Genomic DNA, 20,813 nt, shown 5'->3' on the forward strand with positions numbered 1-20,813 from the left:
TTTAAAACATAAAAACTTAACTTATGAAAAAACTGTTTGTTTCAATTTTTGCCATTTCATTATTTTTTTCCTGTAATAAAAGCACTAAAACCACTACAGATAAAGCTTTAGACCAAAAATTTGACAAGTACAAAGACGGATTTGTTTCCGATTTATGGAAAATTAATCCGGGTTGGGCTTCGGGTGTTGGTTATCATAAATTAGATAGCGTTCTCGTCGTTCCGGATGCGAAGGAAACGAAAGCACAACTTGATTTTGCCAATGCCCAATTGGATTCATTAAAACAATATGATATTGAAAATTTGTCTGACAATAATAAGACCGATTTTCAAATGATAAAAAATCAGTTAGAGGCGACGATTTTCAGCTTTAAAGAACTAAAATCATCTGAATGGAATCCCGCAGAATATAATGTTTGTGGCGCTTTCGCGGAAATTTTAAACGGAAAATACGATGCTGTAGAAGTTCGCTTACGTGCTTTTAATATCAAAATGAATAACATTCCGGCTTATTATGAAGCTGCCAAAAAAAATATCAAAAATCCGACAATCGAACATACTGATCTTGCAATTGCACAGAACATTGGAGGCTCTTCTGTTTTTGAAGATGATTTAAATGCCGCTTTAGAACAAAGCAAACTGAGTGCTGCTGAGAAAAAAGAAATGCAGGACAAAGCAAAAGTTTCCATAAAAGCCATAAAAGATTATGCGGACTGGCTGCAAAAATTACCAAATAAAACACCTCGCTCCTTTAGATTAGGAGCTGATTTGTATGCGAAGAAATTTAACTTCGACATTCAATCCAGTTATACAGCTGATGAAATTTATAAAATTGCCGTTGATCACAAAAATGATTTGCATGACAAAATGTTTGTAATCGCAGATAAACTCTGGGCAAAATACAAAGGGAACGCGCCAAAACCCGCTGATAAACTGGATTTAATCAAACAGGTTATTGATAAAATATCCTTACAGCATACAAGTCCGGAGAAATTCCAATCGGAAATTGAAAAACAAATTCCAGAGCTGATAGCTTACGTTAAAACCAAAGATTTATTATATATAGATCCCTCAAAACCTTTAGTGGTCCGTAAAGAGCCAGCTTATATGGCGGGTGTTGCAGGTGCTTCGATTTCTGCTCCGGGCCCTTATGATAAAAATGCAGATACTTATTATAACGTAGGAAGTATGTCTGGCTGGACGGCTGAAAATGCCGAAAGTTATTTACGCGAATACAACAACTATATTCTTCAAATTTTAAACATTCACGAAGCGGTTCCGGGACATTACACACAATTGGTTTACAGCAATCAATCGCCAAGTATTATAAAATCTATTTTAGGAAACGGTGCCATGGTAGAAGGCTGGGCTGTTTATGCTGAAAAAATGATGTTGGAGAGCGGTTATAAAAACTCTGATGAAATGTGGCTGATGTATTATAAATGGAATTTGAGAGCAACTTGTAATACCATATTAGACAATAGTGTTCACACCAAAGGTATGCCTAAAGAAGATGCCATGATTTTACTTACCAGAGAAGCTTTTCAACAGCAAGCAGAAGCAGAAGGAAAGTGGAAGCGTGTAACGCTATCACAAGTGCAACTATGTTCTTATTTTACAGGATATACCGAGATTTATAACCTAAGAGAAGAACTTAAGAAAAAAGAAGGTGATAAATTTAATTTGAAACAATTTCATGAGAAATTCCTAAGTTTTGGAAGTGCTCCGGTAAAATACATCAAAGAATTAATGTTATCTAAAGAGTAACATTTTCAAAGATATTTAATTGAAAAGGTTTGATGAGATTAGTATCTTATCAAACCTTTTTCTTTTGTCAGATTGTTACAACTAAACGTTTACCATCTGAAACATCTGCATTCCATATTTGTTCAATATCAGTTAGATTAACTTCTTCGATATTTACTTTAATTTTCTTTTGAGCGGCTAAAAGAAACATTTCCGGAAGTATTTCTGACAACAACAATTTTAGTTCTTCTTTTGTCCAGCTGCCTAAACCAGAGCCTGATAATTGAAGATCAACACTTCTTAAAATTCCTGCTGACAACGGAATAGCATCTCCAGCCATACTTCCGATATTAATATAACGTACTTTATGGGTAAAGGAACCATTTCCTTTTAAAGCAGAAAGGATTAATTCCGCGGGATGTCCCCATAAATAATCTAAAACAATATCTATCGGCGTATTTAAATGAACTTCCTTAAGCTTTTTGATAATCGTTTCATCATCTTGTTTTAGTGAAATAATTTCGTCAGCGCCTAATTCTAATAGTTTTTGGAATGTTTTTTCATTTCTTGCAGTAACAATTATTCTTTTTGCTCCATAATGTTTTGCAATCTGAATAGCCATTTGACCTGTAAAACCAGCTCCTCCGTTTATCAAAACAGTTTCTCCTGGTTTTATCCCCGCCCTGAACTTAAGTGCCATCGCAGAGCCCGCTACTGCATTTGGCATTGCGGCCGCTATCGTATTGTTAATTCCTTCTGGTAATGGTACCAAAATATTTTTATCAATAATTGTTTTCTCAGCCATTGTACCGATAATGCCACGGGCATAAACTCTTGTTCCGTTTTCCAATAAACCTACGGCATCACTACCAACAATGAATCCGTTTTCATTTTGATTTCCTGAAGAATAGTGTTTACCGCTGGCTTTTCCTTTATCCAAATTGGTAATGGCTACGGCTTTGACCGAAAGTAAAATTTGATTTTCATTTTGTGGAATTGGCTCTGTAAATTCTGCATATTTTGGCGATTCGCCTTTTTTATAAACTACTGCTGCTTTCATAATTATTAAATTTTATGAGGCAAAGTTAGAGAGCAGGCGAGAAGCCGACGATAACATTTGTTATCAAATGAAATCTATTTTTTACTATATAAGTTATATAAGTTCATTTAAACCTGACTTATAATTACTTGTATAACTTATATGGAAATTCAATTATTTTTTATGAAGCAATTGGCTTTTGATTCTGCTTAAATGAACGGTGCTCACGCCAAGATAAGACGCAATGTAATGTTGTGACACACGCTGTACTACCTGAGGTCTTTCTTTAATTAAGTTAAGATAACACTGAGTAGGAGAGTCTTTTATAAAAGAAACAAAATGTTTTATATAATCAAATGTGCGCTCAAAAAGCATGTTGATGAAACGGTCTCTGAGTTCTGGAATTTCTTTAATTTCTTCGACAATATTATCCAAATCACTTTTTTGAATCCACCATAAAACACAGGGCTCGATAGTTTCAATAACAACCGGACTGGGTAATTTTTTCATAAAACTTTCGATAGAAGATACACTTTGATTCTCGAAGAAAAATTGGGTTGTTAGATCTTTTCCTTTATTATTAAACCAAACCCTAATACTGCCTTTTTCGATTATAAAAAGCTTTTTTGAGATTTCTCCTTCTTCCAGAAGAATGGTTTTGGCAGGAACTTCAAGGCGTTGAAAATAACTTGTATATTCATTCCATTTTGAATCGTCGAGAAGGAATTTATTTCGGAATTGATTGAACATCTATTTATATATTTCTTACAAATTATTAATCGACATTAGAATTATATCCTGTACGCGTCGATAAAATATGAATCATGATGTAATTAAGAAAATCAATATTTTCGTCATTAATCTCTAAATACATTTTTTGTGTGGAACTCCAAAATTTCTGTTTTATATCTGCAATTTTAATTGTTTCTGAAAAATAAGAGAAATTGGTATTGAAAGAAAAATAATTACCTTTTGTTTTCCTTAAGCTTTTATTGAGATTGAAGAACATATCAATTTCAGTAATTTCGCTAATATCTTTTGTTTTTTCTATATCTTGAAATAAGATTTTATATTTCGGTGAACTAAAAGGAGGTTCATAACTTTGAAGTTCTAAAATAAGATCATCATTAGAATCAAAAATTTTAACCAAATTCTTTTTTAACCAATTAAATTTTATTGTTGAATAAAATAATAACTCATCATTTTTATAAGCAAATAGACTTTGTTTTCTATTCTCTACAATTTCAATTTTCATTTATAAAACCTAATTCGAATTCGATTCCAATTCAAACAATTGCACCTGACTTTTCAAGCGATCAATTAATAAATTCATCATTCTTTTGTTTAGACTCGAAGAATTTTGAATGTAAGTTTCATATTCTTCAATCGTAAAAAGTGCCATGACAATTCCTTTTAAAGAATTTCTGAATTTAATATCTTTCTGAATGGAATTTTCTATGACCTGGAGTTTCTTTTCGACTGTGTACGAATAGAAATCGGCTTTGTTTTTATTTACATAGTTGATAAACACCGCAATAAACAAATCATTTTGCAGTTTTAAAATAGGCCTAATCGTCTGATTTTGAAACAACTCATCTGCCGAAGATTGAGCACTTACAGTTCCTAAAGTTTCGCCCCTGAATTCTCTTAAAAAAGTGTCTCTATCTGCCATGTTTTTTCTTTAAATTTAGAAAAAATTCCAATACAAAAAAATCTATTTTTACTCTTATAAATTAAAATTATGCGATTTCATACCAGAAAGTGGGTCAAACCCGAAGATTTAAATCCAAACGGAACTTTATTTGGCGGAAAATTATTAGCGTGGATTGATGAAGAATTAGCTTTATACTCCATTGTTCAGCTTCAAAACCCGAGAGTAGTTACCAAATACATGTCGGAAATCAATTTTAAAAGTTCTGCCCGCCAGGGTGACATTGTCGAAATTGGAATTGATGTCGTTAAATTCGGAAATACATCACTGGTTTTAAAATGTGCCGTAAGAAACATGATGACGCGTGAAATTATTATCACAATTGATCACACTACCATGGTAAATTTAGATGAAGAAGGAAAGCCAAAAGCCCACGGGAAAACCCAAATTGAATTCGTAAAAGATCGTTTGTAATTTTTTTACCTATTAAGTGATATAAGTTCATTTTAACTAAGCCTTAAAAACAAAAAAGGATGTTTAAAAATTGTATAGTCGTTTTTATCATTTTTATCTTATTGATTTCCTGTAATTCAAAAGAAGAAAAAGATAAATACAGTCGTGTTTTTTATCGTGCCGTGAATGGCAAAGACACCGCGATTTTAGACATCAAAATAAATGACAAAAGATTCTATGGACGTTATGAAATACTGTATCATAAATTCGGGAAGGACTCAGGCGATGTAAGAGGAGATCTGAGAGGCGACACGCTACGAGGTGACTTTCATTTTATCGCTAACGGAGGAAGCTGGAAAAGAATTCCAATAGCTTTATTAAAAAAAGATAATAAACTGATTCTGGGAAAAGGTGTAATCGGAACTTATTTTAATCTTCCGCTTTTTATTCCCGAAATACCTATAGAATACAACAACTCAGAGTTTGTTTTTGAAAAGACTGAAAATTAGTTTTTCAGGTTTTCTTTGTTTCAGGTTTCAAGTTATAGGGATATACTTAATCGTAAAGCTCGAAAAGGGTTTTTCGCAAAGGTCGCAAAGGATAACTTTACGTTCATAGCGTAAACCTTTGCGAACTTTGGGGTTAAATTATGTTCAAAGCAAAGAACCTGAAACCTGAAACAAAAAAATTAATCTAATCGACCAATCTTCGATGGTAATTCGAATATTTCCAAATCAAAATACTCTACGGAAGCCATTATGTGATCAAAAATATCGGCCATAATATATTCGTAGTTTGCCCAACGTTTATCACTTGAAAAAGCATAAATCTCTAACGGAACTCCATGCTCAGTCGATTGCAGCTGGCGACACATTATATGCATATCTTTATTCAAACCGGGATACGTCACTAAATACTGCATGATATATTTTCGAAACAAACCTAGATTCGTCATATTTCGACCATTTAAAGATAAGGTTTTATCAACACCGTGCATTGCGTTATATTTTTCAATTTCAGCTTGTCGGGTTACGATATAAGACGAAATAAGCTGTACTTTTTTCATCTGATTCAAATCTTCATTAGTCAGAAAGCGAATACTGCTGCTTTTGATTAAAACATGTCTTTTAATTCGTCTTCCTGAAGATTTTTGCATACCACGCCAGTTCTGAAAAGAGTCTGAACTTAAGGAATACGTTGGAATCGTTGTAATGGTATTATCAAAATTCCGAACTTTTACGGTCGTTAAATTAATTTCAATTACATCTCCGTCGGCGCCAAATTTATCCATCGTAATCCAGTCACCAATACGAACCATGTCGTTAATCGCAACCTGAACACTCGAAACAAATCCTAAAATTGTATCCCTAAAAATCAAGATAATAATTGCAGAAAGAGTTCCTAAAATGGTCAATAATTCACCTTTTTTAATTCCGAATAAAGTCGAAATAATCATGGCAACACCAAAAATCCAAAGCACAATCATAATAACCTGAACAAAACTGTCGATCGGTTTGTCGCTGTATTCGGGTTTTTGTTTTAAATAATCACGTAAGGCATTAAAAATCGTTCTGATAATCCATAAACTGATCAAAACGATATAAATACCAACTAGTTTTCCAAACAAAGATTCCCAATATTCATAGCGATCCAGAATAATGGGTACAGCCTTATAAATAAAGAAAAACGGAATTAAATAAGCGGTATATTTTGTAGTTTTATTATGAATCAGATAATCATCAAACTTTGTTTTGGTTTTTTGCGCAAAAATGGCGGTCAAAGTAACTAAAACAAATTTTGCAACATAATAAATGGCGTAAGCCAATGCGACCATAATGGCAATATTAAAGACAAGACTAATATAAGACGCAAAGTTGCGACTCATTCCCCAATCTCTAAAAAGCGGATATAAAAAGTTAAATATTTTATCCAAAGGCTTATGCATTATTTTCTAAATATTTTTTCTCGATGTAGAAAGTTCCAAACGGAATAAGAGACGCAATCAGGATAATTCCGAAGGTTTTTAAATCCCAGTTTTGAGATTTTCTTAGTAAAAATGCTAAAATAATATACCCAATAAACAATACACCGTGTGTCATCCCTAATGGACGTAATACAGTATGATAAAGTTCCGGATTGTTGTTTTTAATGATTAGCATGTTTGCGAATAAAACTAAATAGGAGATTCCTTCTAAAATTGCAGTAACTTTGAAAATCTTGAGCATGTATCTATTTTTTGAATTTATACGAGCAAAATTAAGTATTATGGTTGGTTTTTGCGATATGAATCCGGAAACTATTTATTTTTGTATTCTTAAACTTTGATAATGAGTAAGCGCGATTTAAAAAAATATTTAGCCGAATTAAATAAGGAACAACTCGAAGAACAAATTATCGAATTATACGAGAAGTTTATTCCGGTAAAAACCTTTTATGATTTTGTTTTCAATCCAAAAGAAGACAAACTCTTGCAGGAAAGCAAAACCAAGATTTCTCATGAATATTTTCCTGTCAAAAAACCAAATGCAAAATGGCGTCCAAAAGCAAAAATGCGTCGGTCTGTAGCACAGAAAATGATCAAGCATTTTATTTTGTTAGGTGTTGATCCTTTTATCATTGCCGATTTGATGTTATATAATATAGAAATAGCGCAAACGTTTTCTTCAGGAAATTTTATAAAGCAGGAATTGTTTTACAAAAGCATATTTAATTCTTTCGAGCAAGCTGTAAATTTTATAATTTCTAATGGAATTTTACCTGAATTTAAAACAAGAATTTTAGAAATTCAACAGCAAACTATTCAACAAAAATGGAAAAACAAGTATGATTTTGAAGCAATTCTCGACAAAATCGACTTATAAAAACGCTTCTCATAAAAAATCTTATTTAAAAAAAACATTTATTTTAAGTTAAAATAAGGTGAATAACTGTTTTTTAGGTGTATTTTTGCAAAAATCCAAAAATAAACAATGTCTCAAAACACTTTAGAAATAGAAAGAGAAGAGAAAAAAGAACTTTATGCATACCAAAAAGGCGATATTGACGCCATTTTTGAGCGTTTAGATAATGCTCCTGCTCAACATCATCTATTGTATCAATTACCTACCGGTGGAGGAAAAACAGTGATTTTTTCTGAAATCGTTCGTCGTTATTTAGCTCATAATGACAAAAAAGTGGTTGTATTAACACACCGCATCGAACTTTGTAAGCAAACTTCAAAAATGCTTAAAGGGTTTGGTGTAAGCAACAAAATAATCAATAGTAAAGTAAAGGAATTGCCTGATCAAAACGATTATTCTTGTTTTGTGGCGATGGTAGAAACTTTAAAAAACCGTATCAATGACGAGAAATTACATCTTGATAACATTGGTTTGGTAATTATTGATGAGGCACATTACAATTCATTCAGAAAATTATTAAACTCATTCAAAAATGCTTTTATTCTTGGAGTAACAGCAACACCATTGAGTTCAAATATAAAATTACCAATGCACCAGAGTTACGATGAACTTATTGTAGGAGATACAATTAGTTCGTTGATTGACAAAGGATTCCTTGCACGCGCTACAACTTACAGCTATGATGTTGGTTTAACTTCACTAAAAGTGGGTATCAATGGAGATTATACCGTTAAATCTTCTGATGATTTGTATACCAATACTATTATGCAGGAGAAACTTTTACACGCTTACACAGAGCGTTCATTAGGTAAAAAAACTTTGATTTTCAACAACGGTATTCATACTTCATTATATGTATATGAAACGTTTAGAGAAGCAGGTTATGACATTAGACACCTTGATAACACTAGTAGTGCAGAAGAGCGTAAAGATATTTTAGCATGGTTCAAGAAAACTCCGGATGCGATTTTAACATCAGTAGGAATCTTAACTACCGGTTTTGATGAGCCAACTGTTGAGACCATCATCCTAAACAGAGCAACAAAATCGTTAACTTTATACTATCAGATGATCGGTCGTGGATCTCGTAAATTACCTGGTAAAGATGAATTTACGGTTATCGATTTAGGTAACAATGCCGCGCGTTTTGGATTGTGGAGTGAGCCGGTAAACTGGCAACATATTTTCAAATCACCTGAATTTTATTTGGAAAATCTGCGTGATGATACTGAAATCGAATTGTATTTCAAATACAGTATGCCTCCGGAATTACATGCGAAATTCAGCAAAACAGCCGATGTTACTTTTGATGTTGATGAAGAACATAAATTAATCATCAAACAAAATTTACGTTCTAAAGTAGTATTAGACAAATCGTTAGAGCAGCATGCTGCAATGTGCGTAGACAATACTGAAACATTACAAGAAGCAAAATCATTAGGAAAAGAGCTTGACGACGATATCGAATGCCGAATCAAACGTTACGCAAAATGTTTGAGCCAATGCAGTAAAAACTACCGCGAATGGCTGGTTGACGATTATAAATTGAAAATGGTTTTATTAATCGGTAAAAAATACCGTGAAAAAATCATGAACGAACCGGATTGATCTGAAGAAGGTTTAATGTTAGACGTTTTTTAGAGTTTGTCATTTCGAGGAACGAGAAATCACATCCAGAGAGCAACGAACTGTAAATCCATAAAGTATATCGTTTTTTGAAGTTTAAACTTTGAAAAAAATAATTTTGAAGAAGGAGAAATCACCTTACAAAGCATAGCAGTGCGTGCCATGTATAATGTGATTTCTCCTTCGTCGAAATGACAAAAAAAATCATTTTAATCTGAGTAATCTGTGGCAGAATCTAAAATCTAAAATCAGAACTCTAAAATACAAGTTATGTCTAAACAATTTTCAGCATTAGGAGTTTCAGCACCAATTTTAAAAGCATTAAGCGAATTAAACATTGTTGAACCAACAGAAATTCAACAAAAAACAATTCCGTTGCTTTTAGCTGAAAGCCATGATGTTGTGGGGTTAGCCAAGACCGGAACCGGAAAAACAGCTGCCTTTGGATTGCCATTATTACAGCTAATTAATACTGAAATAACAACAGTTCAAGCTATAATTTTAGTTCCGACAAGGGAACTTGGACAGCAAATATTTAGAAATTTAGAAGATTTTGGAAAACATATTCCAAATATATCTATAGCTTCAACTTGTGGTGGAATCCCAATAAAACCACAAATTGAACGTCTAACACAACCAACACAAATTGTTGTGGCGACGCCAGGACGTTTAATTGATTTGATTCAGCGTAAAGCAATTGATTTAAAAGAAACTCAATATTTAGTTTTAGACGAAGCTGATGAAATGGTTTCCATCTTAAAAGAAAGTTTAGACGAAATTGTAGCTGAACTACCTAAAAAACACCGCACTTTATTGTTTTCCGCAACTTTGCCGGGAACAATCAAACAACTGATTCAAAATTACTTAAATAAAAATGTAGTTCAGGTTAGCGCCAACATGGAAACTGTTGGTAACCAAGGAATTGATCATGAATATATTGTAGTTGATCCGATTGAAAAATTAGATGTTTTAATGCATTTTTTAAATTCTAAAGAAGGTGAACGCGGAATTATTTTCTGTAAAACGAAAGCCGCAGTTAATAAATTAGCTAAAAATCTGGCAATAAACCGTTTTTCTTCAGGAGCACTTCATGGAAGTTTATCTCAGGGAATTCGTGACAGAATTATGGAGCAATTCCGTGAAGGACATATTAATATTCTAGTGGCAACTGATTTGGCTGCAAGAGGAATTGACGTAAAAGAAATCTCTTATGTGGTAAATTATCACCTGCCGGACACTTATGAAACTTACGTTCACCGTAGCGGAAGAACGGCAAGGGCAGGAGCAAAGGGACTTTCGTTAACCGTTTTGCAAGAGGAAGAAGTAATTGAAATTCCGGAGTTTGAAAAAGAATTAGGAATTAAATTTACTAAATTCCAAAAACCTTCTGTCATTAGTTTAGAAGAAAACAATACACTTTTATGGGCAAAACAAATCTTCAAAACCAAACCAAATCACGATATTTCAGCGGAATTAAAAATAAAAGTAAAAACCGTTTTTCATCATCTCACCAAAGATGAATTAATAGAAAAATTAATGGCTAATTATGTTTTGCAAAACAAAGTTGAAGTAACGGAAAAACCTGTTAAAAAATTCAAAAAGTAATATTTGGAACCATTGCTTTAGCTGATTTATGTTGTATTTTTATAGGCAAATGAAAATTTGAATTATAAAAATACAATTATACAATGGCAGAAAATATCCAAATAAAAAAAATATCCTTAAACGAGATTGACCAATTACAAAAAATTGGGCGACAAACTTTTCAGGAAACTTTTTCGGATTCAAATTCCGAAGAAAATATGAAAAATTATTTAGAAGAAGGATTTTCATCTGAAAAACTAACGGCTGAACTTAATAATAAAGATTCAGAATTTTATTTTGCAACTCTTGAAAATAACGTAATTGGTTATTTAAAAGTGAACTTTGGAGAATCTCAAACCGAATTAAAAGACAGTAAAGCCCTGGAAATTGAAAGAATTTACGTTTCAAAAGAATTTCATGGAAAAAAGATCGGACAATTGCTTTATGACAAGGCCATTGAAATAGCAAAACAAAAAAATAGTGAATATGTGTGGCTGGGTGTTTGGGAAGAAAATCTCAGAGCATTAAGTTTTTATAGAAAAAATGGATTTGTTGAATTTGACAAACATATTTTTAAACTAGGAGATGATGAGCAAACTGACCTTATGATGAAACTAAAATTGGAAAATTAATTCCAAAAATATTTAACATAAATCTCCAAATTGGTTTTTGTATGTGGAATTATAATGTTAAATTTATACAACTGCTATAAGCAGAAATAGTTTTATTCAGAGGCCTACTTAATAACAACATATATGAACATAGTAATTATAGGAGGTGGTTTTGCAGGAATCAATCTTGCCAAAGAACTTGTAGACCACCCACAAATACAAGTAACCCTTGTAGACAAAAACAATTACAACTTTTTCCCACCACTTATATACCAGGTTGCTACGGCATTTTTAGAACCTTCAAGTATCAGTTATCCTTTCAGGAAGTTTTTTGCGGGCAAAAAGAATCTGCAATTTCGTTTAGGGGAATTACTTTCTGTTGTTCCGGAGGAAAACAAAATAATCCTTAGCAATGGAGAATTAACCTATGACCATTTGGTTTTTGCTACAGGAGCCGAAACAAGCTATTTTGGTATGGAAAATGTAATGAAAAACGCCATTCCGATGAAAACCTTAAATGATGCCATCGAAATGCGTAATGCGTTGCTTAAGAACCTTGAAAAAGCTGCTATTTGTAAAGATATTAGAAAACGTCGTAAATTATTAACGATTGTTGTCGCAGGAGGAGGGCCTACAGGAGTAGAAGTTTCCGGAATGTTTGCCGAAATGCGCAAAAACATTTTACTTAAAGAATACCCGGAATTAGAAACTTCTGCCAGTAACGTTTATTTAGTAGATGGAGGTGATGCGTTACTTGCTCCAATGAGCGAAGCTTCTCAAAAAGACACTTTAGAAGCGCTTACAAAATTGGGTGTTGTGGTTAAACTACATACTCGTGTTACAGATTACGTTGACGATACTGTATTTTTTGAAAATGGTGAAACAATCAAAACCAAAAATTTAATTTGGGCTGCAGGAGTTTCTGCTAAACTTTTTGAAGGAATTCCGAAAGAAAGTTATGGTCGCGGAAGACGTATGGCAACTGATCAATATAGTAAGGTAAACGGACTTCAGAATATTTATGCTATTGGCGATACTGCTATCTTAGCCGGAGATAAAAATTTCCCTGATGGACATCCGCAGGTGGCTCAGGTTGCTATTCAGCAAGGATTAAATTTAGCAAAAAACTTTAAAGCAATAGTTCAAAATAAACCTCTTAAACCTTTTGTTTATAATGATAAAGGCTCAATGGCCATTATCGGAAAAAACAAAGCTGTAGTTGATTTACCAAATCCAAAATGGCATTTTAATGGTTTTTTTGCCTGGATTATTTGGTTGTTTATTCATTTAATTTCGCTAATAACTTATAGAAACAGATTAAATACTTTTTGGAACTGGATGGTAGCTTATTTCGCGAGAGATCAATCTCTTAGAATGATTATTAGACCAGATAAAAAACAACAAATCTAATAACACAAGTCTAAATTGCATAAAAAAGCCAGAATTTAATTCTGGCTTTTTTATTTATTCGGCGGTTGTTGGGTCAATAATACCAAAAACCTCGCTTACTGAATTGGCAGGAAAACTACCTAATTTAGCATGTTCATAAACCATTTCTTCATTTGGTGCAATGTATATACAATAGAGTTTATCACTTGTAATATAACTGTTTACCCATTGAATTTGAGTTCCTAATTGATTAAGTACACCACATGAAGCTTGTGAAATACTTTTTAACTGATCAGATGTAAGTTTACCGGCATTTGGGATTTCCCTTTCAATAACATATTTAGGCATAATAATTAAACATTTATTTTCCTACTCGTGTGGCTTTTCGGTTTCGCCCCGTTTTTCAAATGGTTTCTGGATTCCATCTAATTTTAAGCAGTATAAAATTACGAAATAAAGAACAGTAAAACGCTTAAAAACAGTATTTTAAACAGATAAAAATATTAATGCCCGATGGATATTTCATTTTCGCTATCTATCGAAACACCTTCTTTGATAAAACGTTTTCCAATATTCAAAACAACAAGTGCAATTAAAGTCGTTACAGTCATAATAAGAACCATAGGAGCAACAGAATCTTTTACAAAAACTCCGACAGCAAACGAGGCTAACGCCCCTAAACCTAACTGAATAGCTCCCATCAAAGCGGATGCACTTCCAGCATTTTTAGCAAAAGGTGCCATAGTTAATCCAGCAGTATTTGGATTTGAAATTCCTAAGCAGCCCAGAAATAAAAACAACATGGTTATTGTTTGATATAAACCCAAAAGATTGTTTAGTGCCAGTATTAAGAAGATAATACTAATTACAGACTGAGAAATTAATGCTGTTAAAATCATTTGCTCACTAGAAAATTTCTTTAATAAGAGCGAATTTAACTGGCTAGAACCAATAAAACTCACAGACATAAAAGCAAAAATCCAACCGTATGTTTTGGCATCAACATGATAAATATCCATAAAAATTATAGGAGAGGCCGCTACATATGTAAATAACCCGGAAAATGCAATAGAACCAGTAAAAGCGTAAGTATAAAATTGTGGTTCTTTCAACACTTTTAAGAAATTAGAAATAATTGGCTTTGGTTTTAGTGAAATTGTAGTATCCGGTTTATAACTATTTGGCAAACCAACTTGTGAGGCAATTAAAATAGCAATTCCCATACACATCAAAATAAAAAATACGGTATGCCAACCATAATCTTCAGTTACATAACCACCAATTGTTGGTGCTAACATCGGCGAAAGCCCAAGAACAAGCATTAATAAGGAAAACACTTTCGGAATATCTTTAACCGGAAATAGATCACGAACCATTGCCACAGAAGCTACGGTTGCAGCACAACTACCAATAGCCTGAATAAAACGTAATCCGATAAAAGTATCTATATCAGTAACATAAACACAGCCCAGTGAAGCTAAAATATAAACCATTAAGCCGATAAATAAAGGTTTTTTTCGCCCAAAACGATCTAACAAAGGTCCGTATAGCAATTGCCCGGCAGAGATTCCTATAAAATAACTTGACAAACTCATCGAAACTTTTGCGACAGTTGTATGTAAATCTTTTGCAATACCAGAAAAACCAGGTAAATACATATCAATTGAAAAAGGACCAAGCGCTGTCAATGAACCTAAAATAAGAATTAGCTGTATATATTTCTTTGTTGTCATTTTCTTAAAAAATTGCTTTTTATTTTCGGCAAAGGTAAATATTTAGTACCTTGTTAGGTAGAGAAACCCTTTAATATCTTTAAAAAGACTTGTTTTTCTGCATATTCGGCTTTCAAAAGTGTTTTGAAAACGATTAATTTAAAATTAAAAATATGAAAAAGTACATTTTACTATTAGCCTTTATTACATCAACCATTTCATTTGCTCAAACAATTACATCTAAACAAGAAGATGCAAACGCAGCGCAATATGCTTTGCTTCAAAAAGTAAACGAATTTTATCCGGACATTACATTGAGTAAAACAGTAACTAATTATTATGCTGATGGAAAAATAATTGATTCACAACAAGAATTTAAATTAAAAGGAACAAAATTTTCCAGTTATAAAATTGGAATTGAACCAGATAATAAAAAAGTATTGTTCGAATATGTTTCAGATGAAAACGGAAAAGTTTACGGAGATGTTTCTCTTTTTAAAGGAAGTGTTTTAAGAACAACATTTACTGAAAAAACCGGAGAAGTTGAAGTTTCTTTAAATGGTAAAGCTGTTTACCAAACAAAAATTTAGTTCCGAAATGATATTTTAAACTATTATTTTTGATACAAAAAGAGCATCACTTTGTGATGCTTTTTTGATTTATATTTGAGTCACAAAATAAATGTCAAAAATTTTCTCAAAATGAAAAAAATCATCTTATTGTTATTATTTATTTCTTTTTCAACATACGCACAAACAAATCTGTTTACAGGAACTTGGAGCAATGAAAATTGTAAGGACTGTAGCAAAAAATATATTTTTAAAATTACTATAGCGCAATCTAATAATAAGATTGTGGGAACTGCAGAAATCATAAGTGATAACGTAGAATTAAATTCCGGTGTTATGGATATTACTGGTTATGTATATGTTCTTGGTGAAAAAGCGCAAATAAAAATTAAAGCTGAAAATGGTCAGTCAGCAAATGCTGTATTATATGCAAATGAGAATCTTTTACAATTTATCAAAAGAGGCGGCTCTGATTTAGTGCCAGATGAAACGATTTTAACAAAGTTGTTTGAGTAAGACAGCCCTTTTAAGTATGTTTTATTTTGACCTATAATTTATATTATGTAAAATAGAATATTCTTAAAAACCTATTACTCTTCAATCATACCAACAGTTACTTTATTTACACCAATAATAACGTATATCAAAATATCATAAATGCAATTGAATCTAACACTTTAAATCCTACTAATATTTAATAATTTATTGTTATTAAATGCATTACAATAAAACGAAAGTTAAATAATAAAGAAATTAACCAATAAAAAATCATTTTAAAGCTTAGAAGACTATAAATTTTAACATTTCTTTAAAATAAATACATTCTCATAAAGATGCTTTCATTGTAAGAGTTTATTTTATTATTTTTACATTCGATACTTTAAAAAAATTATCAAAACGTATGAATACAATTGCTGAGCATATTGCCGATTTTTTAAAAGAATACCCGCCATTTGATAATTTGACTTTTCAGGAATTATCTGATATTGCAATCAATATCAGAGTTATCAATTTAGAAAAACATACCGTATTGTTTCAAAACAATGACGCGCTTCATGATAGTTTTTATGTTGTGGCGTCTGGTGTCATTAATTTAACTACAATTGCTGATGCTGAAGAAACAATTATCAATAAATGTCATGAAGGAGATATTTTTGGTTTAAGACCATTTTTTGCCAAAAATAACTATATGATGACTGCGAAAGCACGTGAAGAAAGTATTATTTATGCTATTCCAATCGCTGTTTTCAGACCTTTTGTGGCCAATAATTCTGATGTTTTAAACTTTTTGCTGGAAAGTTTTGCTGTAAATTCAAGACATACTAAAGACAGTGTAAATTCAAATGGAAAAGTAATTTCTGACACCTCTTTTTATGTAGATCAGCAATCAGAAATGCAATATATACAGTCGCTTAGCTATAACAATTCACCTTTAACAACTGAAGCAAATCATATTGTTAAAGATGTTGCTATTTTAATGACCGAGTCTATGGTTGATAATATCATTGTATGCGAGAAAAACAAACCAATTGGGATTGTTACTGCTACAGATTTATCATCTAAAATTGCTACAGGGCGTTATCCTATTACCGAAACGATTGATAAAATCATGTCTTCGCCGGTTGTTACCGTAATTGAAAATGTATCACTTGCCGAAGCTCAATTATTAATGTTAAAACATAACGTAACGCACTTATGTGTTACTAAAGATGGTACAAGTAAATCTGCAGTCAAGGGAATTATTTCTGAGCATGATCTAATTGTTGCCCAAGCCAGTAATCCTGGTGTTTTAATCAAAGAAATTAAGCGTTCTCAACTTCCGAAAGATTTAAAACAAATTCGTGATCGTTTGTCTGATTTGATTCAGAATTCGATTCAGAAAAATATTCCAATTTCACATATTAGCAATATTGCGAGTGAAATTAACCTTGCCATAATTAAACGTGCTGTTGAATTATCAATTTTAGACTTAGGCTCTCCTCCTGCTCGATTTGCATGGTTAAGTATTGGTAGTCAAGGACGTAAAGAGCAACTTTTGCTAACAGATCAGGACAGCATTTTAATATTTGAAGATGTTACACCTGAGAAATACAGAGAAACAAAAGATTATTTTTTAAGACTGGCTAAAAGAACAACGGCTATATTAGAAAAAGTGGGTTACGAATATTGTCCAAATGGCCATATGGGAAGCAATATGTTATGGTGTAAATCATTGACTGACTGGACAAAACAATACAACAGTTGGATGAATACTCCAGGTGAAAACAGTAATGACCTAAGCAGTATTTTCTTTGATTATGAGATTATTTTTGGAGAGCCAAAAATTGAGGAAGTAATTGAAAACGTTATTTTTAAAAATGCTGTAAATAATACTTTATTCTTTGACTTTTTAGGAAATGATGCTTTAAAGAAAAATTCGCCGTTAAGTTTCTTCAAAAAATTCATTGTGGAAGAAGAAGGTCCGCATAAAACAAAATTTGACATTAAAACCCGTGCATTAATGCCTTTGATTGATGGCGCGCGTTTATTAATTTTGAATGCCAATATAAAAGGAATAAAAAATACCTATTTAAGATTTAAACAGTTGGCAATAACCGACTCTAAAAATGCTGAAATATATTTAAGTTGTGCTGAAGCTTTTTTAACATTATCAAAATTTAGAACTGTTGAAGGATTGAAAAATGATGATTCAGGACAATACATCAATCTTAGAGAAATGTCTAAAACGGATAAGGAAAAATTGAAAAATGCTTTAACACCAATGAAAGATCTTGAGGAATTAATTAAGAGTAAATTTCAACTTACCCAATTCTCATAGTATATGCTAGACTGGCTGAAAAATATTAATAAAGAGTATCCGGATTTCTGGAAAGACTATTTAACCAAATTCGAAACAAAACCCAATAGATTTGTGGTTTTGTCGACTGAAACTTCAGGACTAAATCCCAGTAAAGATGTGATTTTATCTTTAGGAGCTTTTTCAGTTGTTGATGACGGTATAGTAATTAAAGATAATTTTGAATCGGTTTTACTGCAATACAAATTTTTGCAGGACAATGGCCTTTCTAATGAGTTTATCATTGAAAGTAAAATGATAAAAATGCCGGAACCAGAGGCACTAGAAGCTTTTATAAATTTTCTTGGAAATGCAATTTTAGTCGGACATCATATTAATTTTGATATCGAAATGCTGAACTCAGCCTTGGAGCGTCTGGACTGTGGCAGAATAAAAAATGAAGCTTTGGATGTGGATGTGATGTACCGAAAGCTAATGGATGTGAATGATAAACAGTTTTCACTGGATGATTTATGCGAAATATATAAAATACCTAAAAGCGATCGAAATTCATCTGCTGAAGATGCGTACAGAATTGCACTTTTGTTTTTGAAATTAAAATCGAGATTAGGAATAAAATAAATAAACCTAAACCATATAAAAAATGCCTCTTAAAATTAAGAGGCATTTTTATTTCTATTTATTTCAGAATTAAGAAATTCTTTCTTTCATAATTTCTTCAACAATCTCAGGATTCAATAATGTTGAAGTATCACCAAAATTAGAAAAATCTCCTTCAGCTATTTTACGTAAAATTCTACGCATAATTTTTCCGGAACGTGTTTTTGGTAAACCAGAAACAAACTGAATTTTATCTAGTTTAGCGATTGGTCCAATGTGGTCTGCAATATATTGATTAATCTCTTTAGTCAGGTTTTCTTTATTTCTAACTTCTCCGGTTTCCTTTAATATTACATAACCATAAAGAGCATTTCCTTTAATATCATGCGGGAAACCAACAATAGCAGATTCTGCTACAGCCTGATGTTCGTTAATTGCATCTTCAATAGGAGCTGTTCCTAAATTATGGCCGGAAACGATAACCACGTCATCTACCCTACCAGTAATTCTATAATATCCAACTTCGTCTCTAAGCGCTCCATCTCCCGTAAAATATTTCCCAGGAAAAGAAGAAAAATAAGTGTCTTTGTAACGTTGGTGATCTCCCCAAATAGTTCTGGCAATTCCAGGCCATGGAAATTTAATACATAAACTTCCAACTACTTGGTTTCCTTCAATCTCATTACGCTTTTCGTCCATCAAAACAGGCTGAATTCCTGGTAATGGTAAAGTTGCGTAAGTTGGTTTTGTTGGTGTTACAAAAGCAATTGGCGAAATCATGATTCCACCCGTTTCTGTTTGCCACCAGGTATCAACCACCGGACATCTTTTATCTCCCACGTGGTCATTAAACCAGTGCCAAGCCTCTTCGTTGATTGGCTCTCCAACAGATCCAATAACTTTTAATGATTTTAGAGGATACTTTTGAATATAATCTAAACTTTCTTTTGCTAAAGAACGAATTGCAGTTGGCGCTGTATAGAATTGTGTGATTTTATGTTTTTCAATAATATCCCAAAAACGGCTAAAGTCAGGGTAAGATGGAACTCCCTCAAAAATTACAGTAGTTCCTCCGTTTAATAATGGTCCGTATAAAATGTATGAATGACCAGTAATCCAACCAATATCAGCAGTACACCAGAAAATATCATTTTCTTCGTGAGCAAAAACATTTTTAAAAGTATATGCTGTATAAACCATATATCCGGCTGTAGTATGCACCATTCCTTTTGGTTTTCCGGTAGAACCTGAAGTATATAAGATAAATAATGGATCTTCAGCATCCATTATTTCAGCAACACTATTATCCAGAGCTGCATCTAATAAAGGCTGCAACCATTCGTCACGACCTTCTTTCATTTTAATATCAGTTTGAGTCCTTTTAACCACTAAAACTTTAGAAACTGATGGACAAGTATCTAATGCTTCGTCTACAATTCCTTTAAGATCAATCGTTTTGTTTCCTCTATAACCACCATCAGATGTGATTACCATTTTGCATTCGCAATCGTTAATTCTGGCAGAAACAGCAGAAGCTGAAAATCCGGCAAAAATCACAGAATGGATAGCTCCAATTCTCGCACAGGCTAAAACAGCAACAGCCAATTCCGGAATCATTGGTAAATAAATACAAACTCTGTCTCCTTTACGAACTCCCTGATCGCGCAAAACATTGGCCATCTTAGATACTCTTTCGTAAAGTTCGTTATATGTGATATGTAAAGCTTCTTCAGACGGATCATTCGGTTCAAAAATAATTGCCGTTTTTTCTCCTCTTTTACTTAAATGTCTATCGATACAGTTTTTTGTAATATTAACTTTAGCTTCAGTAAACCATTTTACTTCGGCATCAGCCATATTAAAATCAACTACTTTTTCCCATTGTTGATACCAAGTGAAATTTTCCTCAGCTATTTTTCCCCAGAATTTCCTTGGTTCTCTTATTGACTTATTGTAATGTTTAAAATATTGTTCTAAATTTTCAATTTTATAATAACTCATATGTTTTTGGAATTTTTTTATAAATGTATTAAATATCAGCGTATTCTTAAAATTATTTAATTCATAAATTTTGGCAAAAAAAAACACATATTAAAAAAAACACAATCTTTTAATATATATAATTTAAAAAATTAGT

At 32.3% G+C, this 20,813-nt stretch carries 21 protein-coding genes; 12 read left to right on the forward strand and 9 right to left on the reverse strand.

The window, feature by feature from the left end; genetic code table 11:
- Positions 1-23: 23 nt before the first annotated feature.
- Positions 24-1,766, forward strand: a complete 1,743-nt coding sequence (locus ASC72_RS12765) for a DUF885 domain-containing protein (protein ID WP_056191277.1) — start codon at positions 24-26, stop codon at positions 1,764-1,766.
- A gap of 67 nt (positions 1,767-1,833) precedes the next feature.
- Here ASC72_RS12765 and ASC72_RS12770 read toward each other — a convergent pair whose 3' ends face one another.
- From ASC72_RS12770 to ASC72_RS12785, 4 genes are all read right to left on the reverse strand, one after another.
- Entirely contained in the window at positions 1,834-2,805 is a 972-nt protein-coding gene (locus tag ASC72_RS12770) for a zinc-binding alcohol dehydrogenase family protein (RefSeq protein WP_056191279.1), read from the reverse strand.
- A 153-nt stretch (positions 2,806-2,958) separates the two neighbouring features.
- Entirely contained in the window at positions 2,959-3,534 is a 576-nt protein-coding gene (locus tag ASC72_RS12775; RefSeq protein ID WP_056191281.1) for a Crp/Fnr family transcriptional regulator, read from the reverse strand.
- A gap of 25 nt (positions 3,535-3,559) precedes the next feature.
- Positions 3,560-4,039, reverse strand: a complete 480-nt coding sequence (locus ASC72_RS12780; RefSeq protein ID WP_056191283.1) for a hypothetical protein — start codon at positions 4,037-4,039, stop codon at positions 3,560-3,562.
- Between the two features lie 9 nt (positions 4,040-4,048).
- On the reverse strand, positions 4,049-4,456 hold the full coding sequence (locus tag ASC72_RS12785; RefSeq protein WP_026985104.1) for a hypothetical protein: 408 nt from the start codon (positions 4,454-4,456) through the stop codon (positions 4,049-4,051).
- Positions 4,457-4,525: 69 nt separating this feature from the next.
- Between ASC72_RS12785 and ASC72_RS12790 the strand changes: the two genes are divergently transcribed.
- Positions 4,526-4,909 carry an acyl-CoA thioesterase gene (locus ASC72_RS12790; RefSeq protein WP_056191284.1) on the forward strand — a complete coding sequence of 128 codons (384 nt, stop codon included), beginning with the start codon at positions 4,526-4,528 and terminating at the stop codon, positions 4,907-4,909.
- Between the two features lie 59 nt (positions 4,910-4,968).
- Positions 4,969-5,397, forward strand: a complete 429-nt coding sequence (locus ASC72_RS12795) for a hypothetical protein (protein ID WP_056191287.1) — start codon at positions 4,969-4,971, stop codon at positions 5,395-5,397.
- A 179-nt stretch (positions 5,398-5,576) separates the two neighbouring features.
- On the opposite strand, the gene ASC72_RS12800 is transcribed toward ASC72_RS12795, so the two are convergent.
- Complete coding sequence (locus ASC72_RS12800) at positions 5,577-6,833, reverse strand: mechanosensitive ion channel family protein (RefSeq protein WP_056191288.1); 1,257 nt, start codon at positions 6,831-6,833, stop codon at positions 5,577-5,579.
- On the reverse strand, positions 6,826-7,113 hold the full coding sequence (locus ASC72_RS12805) for a DUF3817 domain-containing protein (RefSeq protein WP_056191289.1): 288 nt from the start codon (positions 7,111-7,113) through the stop codon (positions 6,826-6,828). Before ASC72_RS12805 ends, ASC72_RS12800 begins: the two co-directional genes overlap by 8 nt.
- A 102-nt stretch (positions 7,114-7,215) precedes the next feature.
- Here ASC72_RS12805 and ASC72_RS12810 point away from each other — a divergent pair, with 102 nt between their 5' ends.
- The 5 genes from ASC72_RS12810 to ASC72_RS12830 all read left to right on the forward strand — a co-directional run bounded on the left by ASC72_RS12810 (position 7,216) and on the right by ASC72_RS12830 (position 13,019).
- Positions 7,216-7,749 (forward strand): DUF6155 family protein, encoded by a 534-nt coding sequence (locus ASC72_RS12810; RefSeq protein WP_056191291.1) that lies wholly within the window; start codon positions 7,216-7,218, stop codon positions 7,747-7,749.
- Between the two features lie 108 nt (positions 7,750-7,857).
- Positions 7,858-9,396, forward strand: coding sequence for a DEAD/DEAH box helicase (locus ASC72_RS12815; RefSeq protein ID WP_056191293.1), 1,539 nt, complete (start codon positions 7,858-7,860; stop codon positions 9,394-9,396).
- Positions 9,397-9,684: 288 nt separating this feature from the next.
- Positions 9,685-11,019, forward strand: coding sequence for a DEAD/DEAH box helicase (locus ASC72_RS12820; RefSeq protein WP_056191295.1), 1,335 nt, complete (start codon positions 9,685-9,687; stop codon positions 11,017-11,019).
- Positions 11,020-11,102: 83 nt separating this feature from the next.
- The gene (locus ASC72_RS12825) at positions 11,103-11,630 is read left to right on the forward strand and encodes a GNAT family N-acetyltransferase (RefSeq protein ID WP_056191297.1); all 528 of its coding nucleotides are present in this window, start codon (positions 11,103-11,105) and stop codon (positions 11,628-11,630) included.
- Positions 11,631-11,753: 123 nt separating this feature from the next.
- Positions 11,754-13,019: an NAD(P)/FAD-dependent oxidoreductase gene (locus ASC72_RS12830; protein ID WP_056191300.1), complete on the forward strand. Its 1,266-nt coding sequence runs from the start codon at positions 11,754-11,756 to the stop codon at positions 13,017-13,019.
- A gap of 54 nt (positions 13,020-13,073) precedes the next feature.
- Here ASC72_RS12830 and ASC72_RS12835 read toward each other — a convergent pair whose 3' ends face one another.
- Positions 13,074-13,346: a DUF4242 domain-containing protein gene (locus ASC72_RS12835; protein WP_056191306.1), complete on the reverse strand. Its 273-nt coding sequence runs from the start codon at positions 13,344-13,346 to the stop codon at positions 13,074-13,076.
- 155 nt (positions 13,347-13,501) lie between these two features.
- Positions 13,502-14,731 (reverse strand): multidrug effflux MFS transporter, encoded by a 1,230-nt coding sequence (locus ASC72_RS12840; RefSeq protein ID WP_056191308.1) that lies wholly within the window; start codon positions 14,729-14,731, stop codon positions 13,502-13,504.
- A 152-nt stretch (positions 14,732-14,883) separates the two neighbouring features.
- On the opposite strand from ASC72_RS12840, the gene ASC72_RS12845 reads away from it, so the two are divergent.
- The 4 genes from ASC72_RS12845 to ASC72_RS12860 all read left to right on the forward strand — a co-directional run bounded on the left by ASC72_RS12845 (position 14,884) and on the right by ASC72_RS12860 (position 18,697).
- On the forward strand, positions 14,884-15,300 hold the full coding sequence (locus ASC72_RS12845; protein WP_056191310.1) for a hypothetical protein: 417 nt from the start codon (positions 14,884-14,886) through the stop codon (positions 15,298-15,300).
- 111 nt (positions 15,301-15,411) lie between these two features.
- Positions 15,412-15,795, forward strand: coding sequence for a hypothetical protein (locus tag ASC72_RS12850; protein ID WP_056191313.1), 384 nt, complete (start codon positions 15,412-15,414; stop codon positions 15,793-15,795).
- 385 nt (positions 15,796-16,180) lie between these two features.
- Positions 16,181-18,097, forward strand: coding sequence for a DUF294 nucleotidyltransferase-like domain-containing protein (locus ASC72_RS12855; protein ID WP_056191316.1), 1,917 nt, complete (start codon positions 16,181-16,183; stop codon positions 18,095-18,097).
- Positions 18,098-18,100: 3 nt separating this feature from the next.
- Complete coding sequence (locus ASC72_RS12860; RefSeq protein ID WP_056191318.1) at positions 18,101-18,697, forward strand: PolC-type DNA polymerase III; 597 nt, start codon at positions 18,101-18,103, stop codon at positions 18,695-18,697.
- Between the two features lie 69 nt (positions 18,698-18,766).
- Here ASC72_RS12860 and acs read toward each other — a convergent pair whose 3' ends face one another.
- Positions 18,767-20,677, reverse strand: coding sequence for an acetate--CoA ligase (acs, locus tag ASC72_RS12865; RefSeq protein WP_056191932.1), 1,911 nt, complete (start codon positions 20,675-20,677; stop codon positions 18,767-18,769).
- Between the last annotated feature and the right edge of the window lie 136 nt (positions 20,678-20,813).

This window comes from Flavobacterium sp. Root420, assembly GCF_001427905.1.
Classification (GTDB): Bacteria; Bacteroidota; Bacteroidia; order Flavobacteriales; family Flavobacteriaceae; genus Flavobacterium.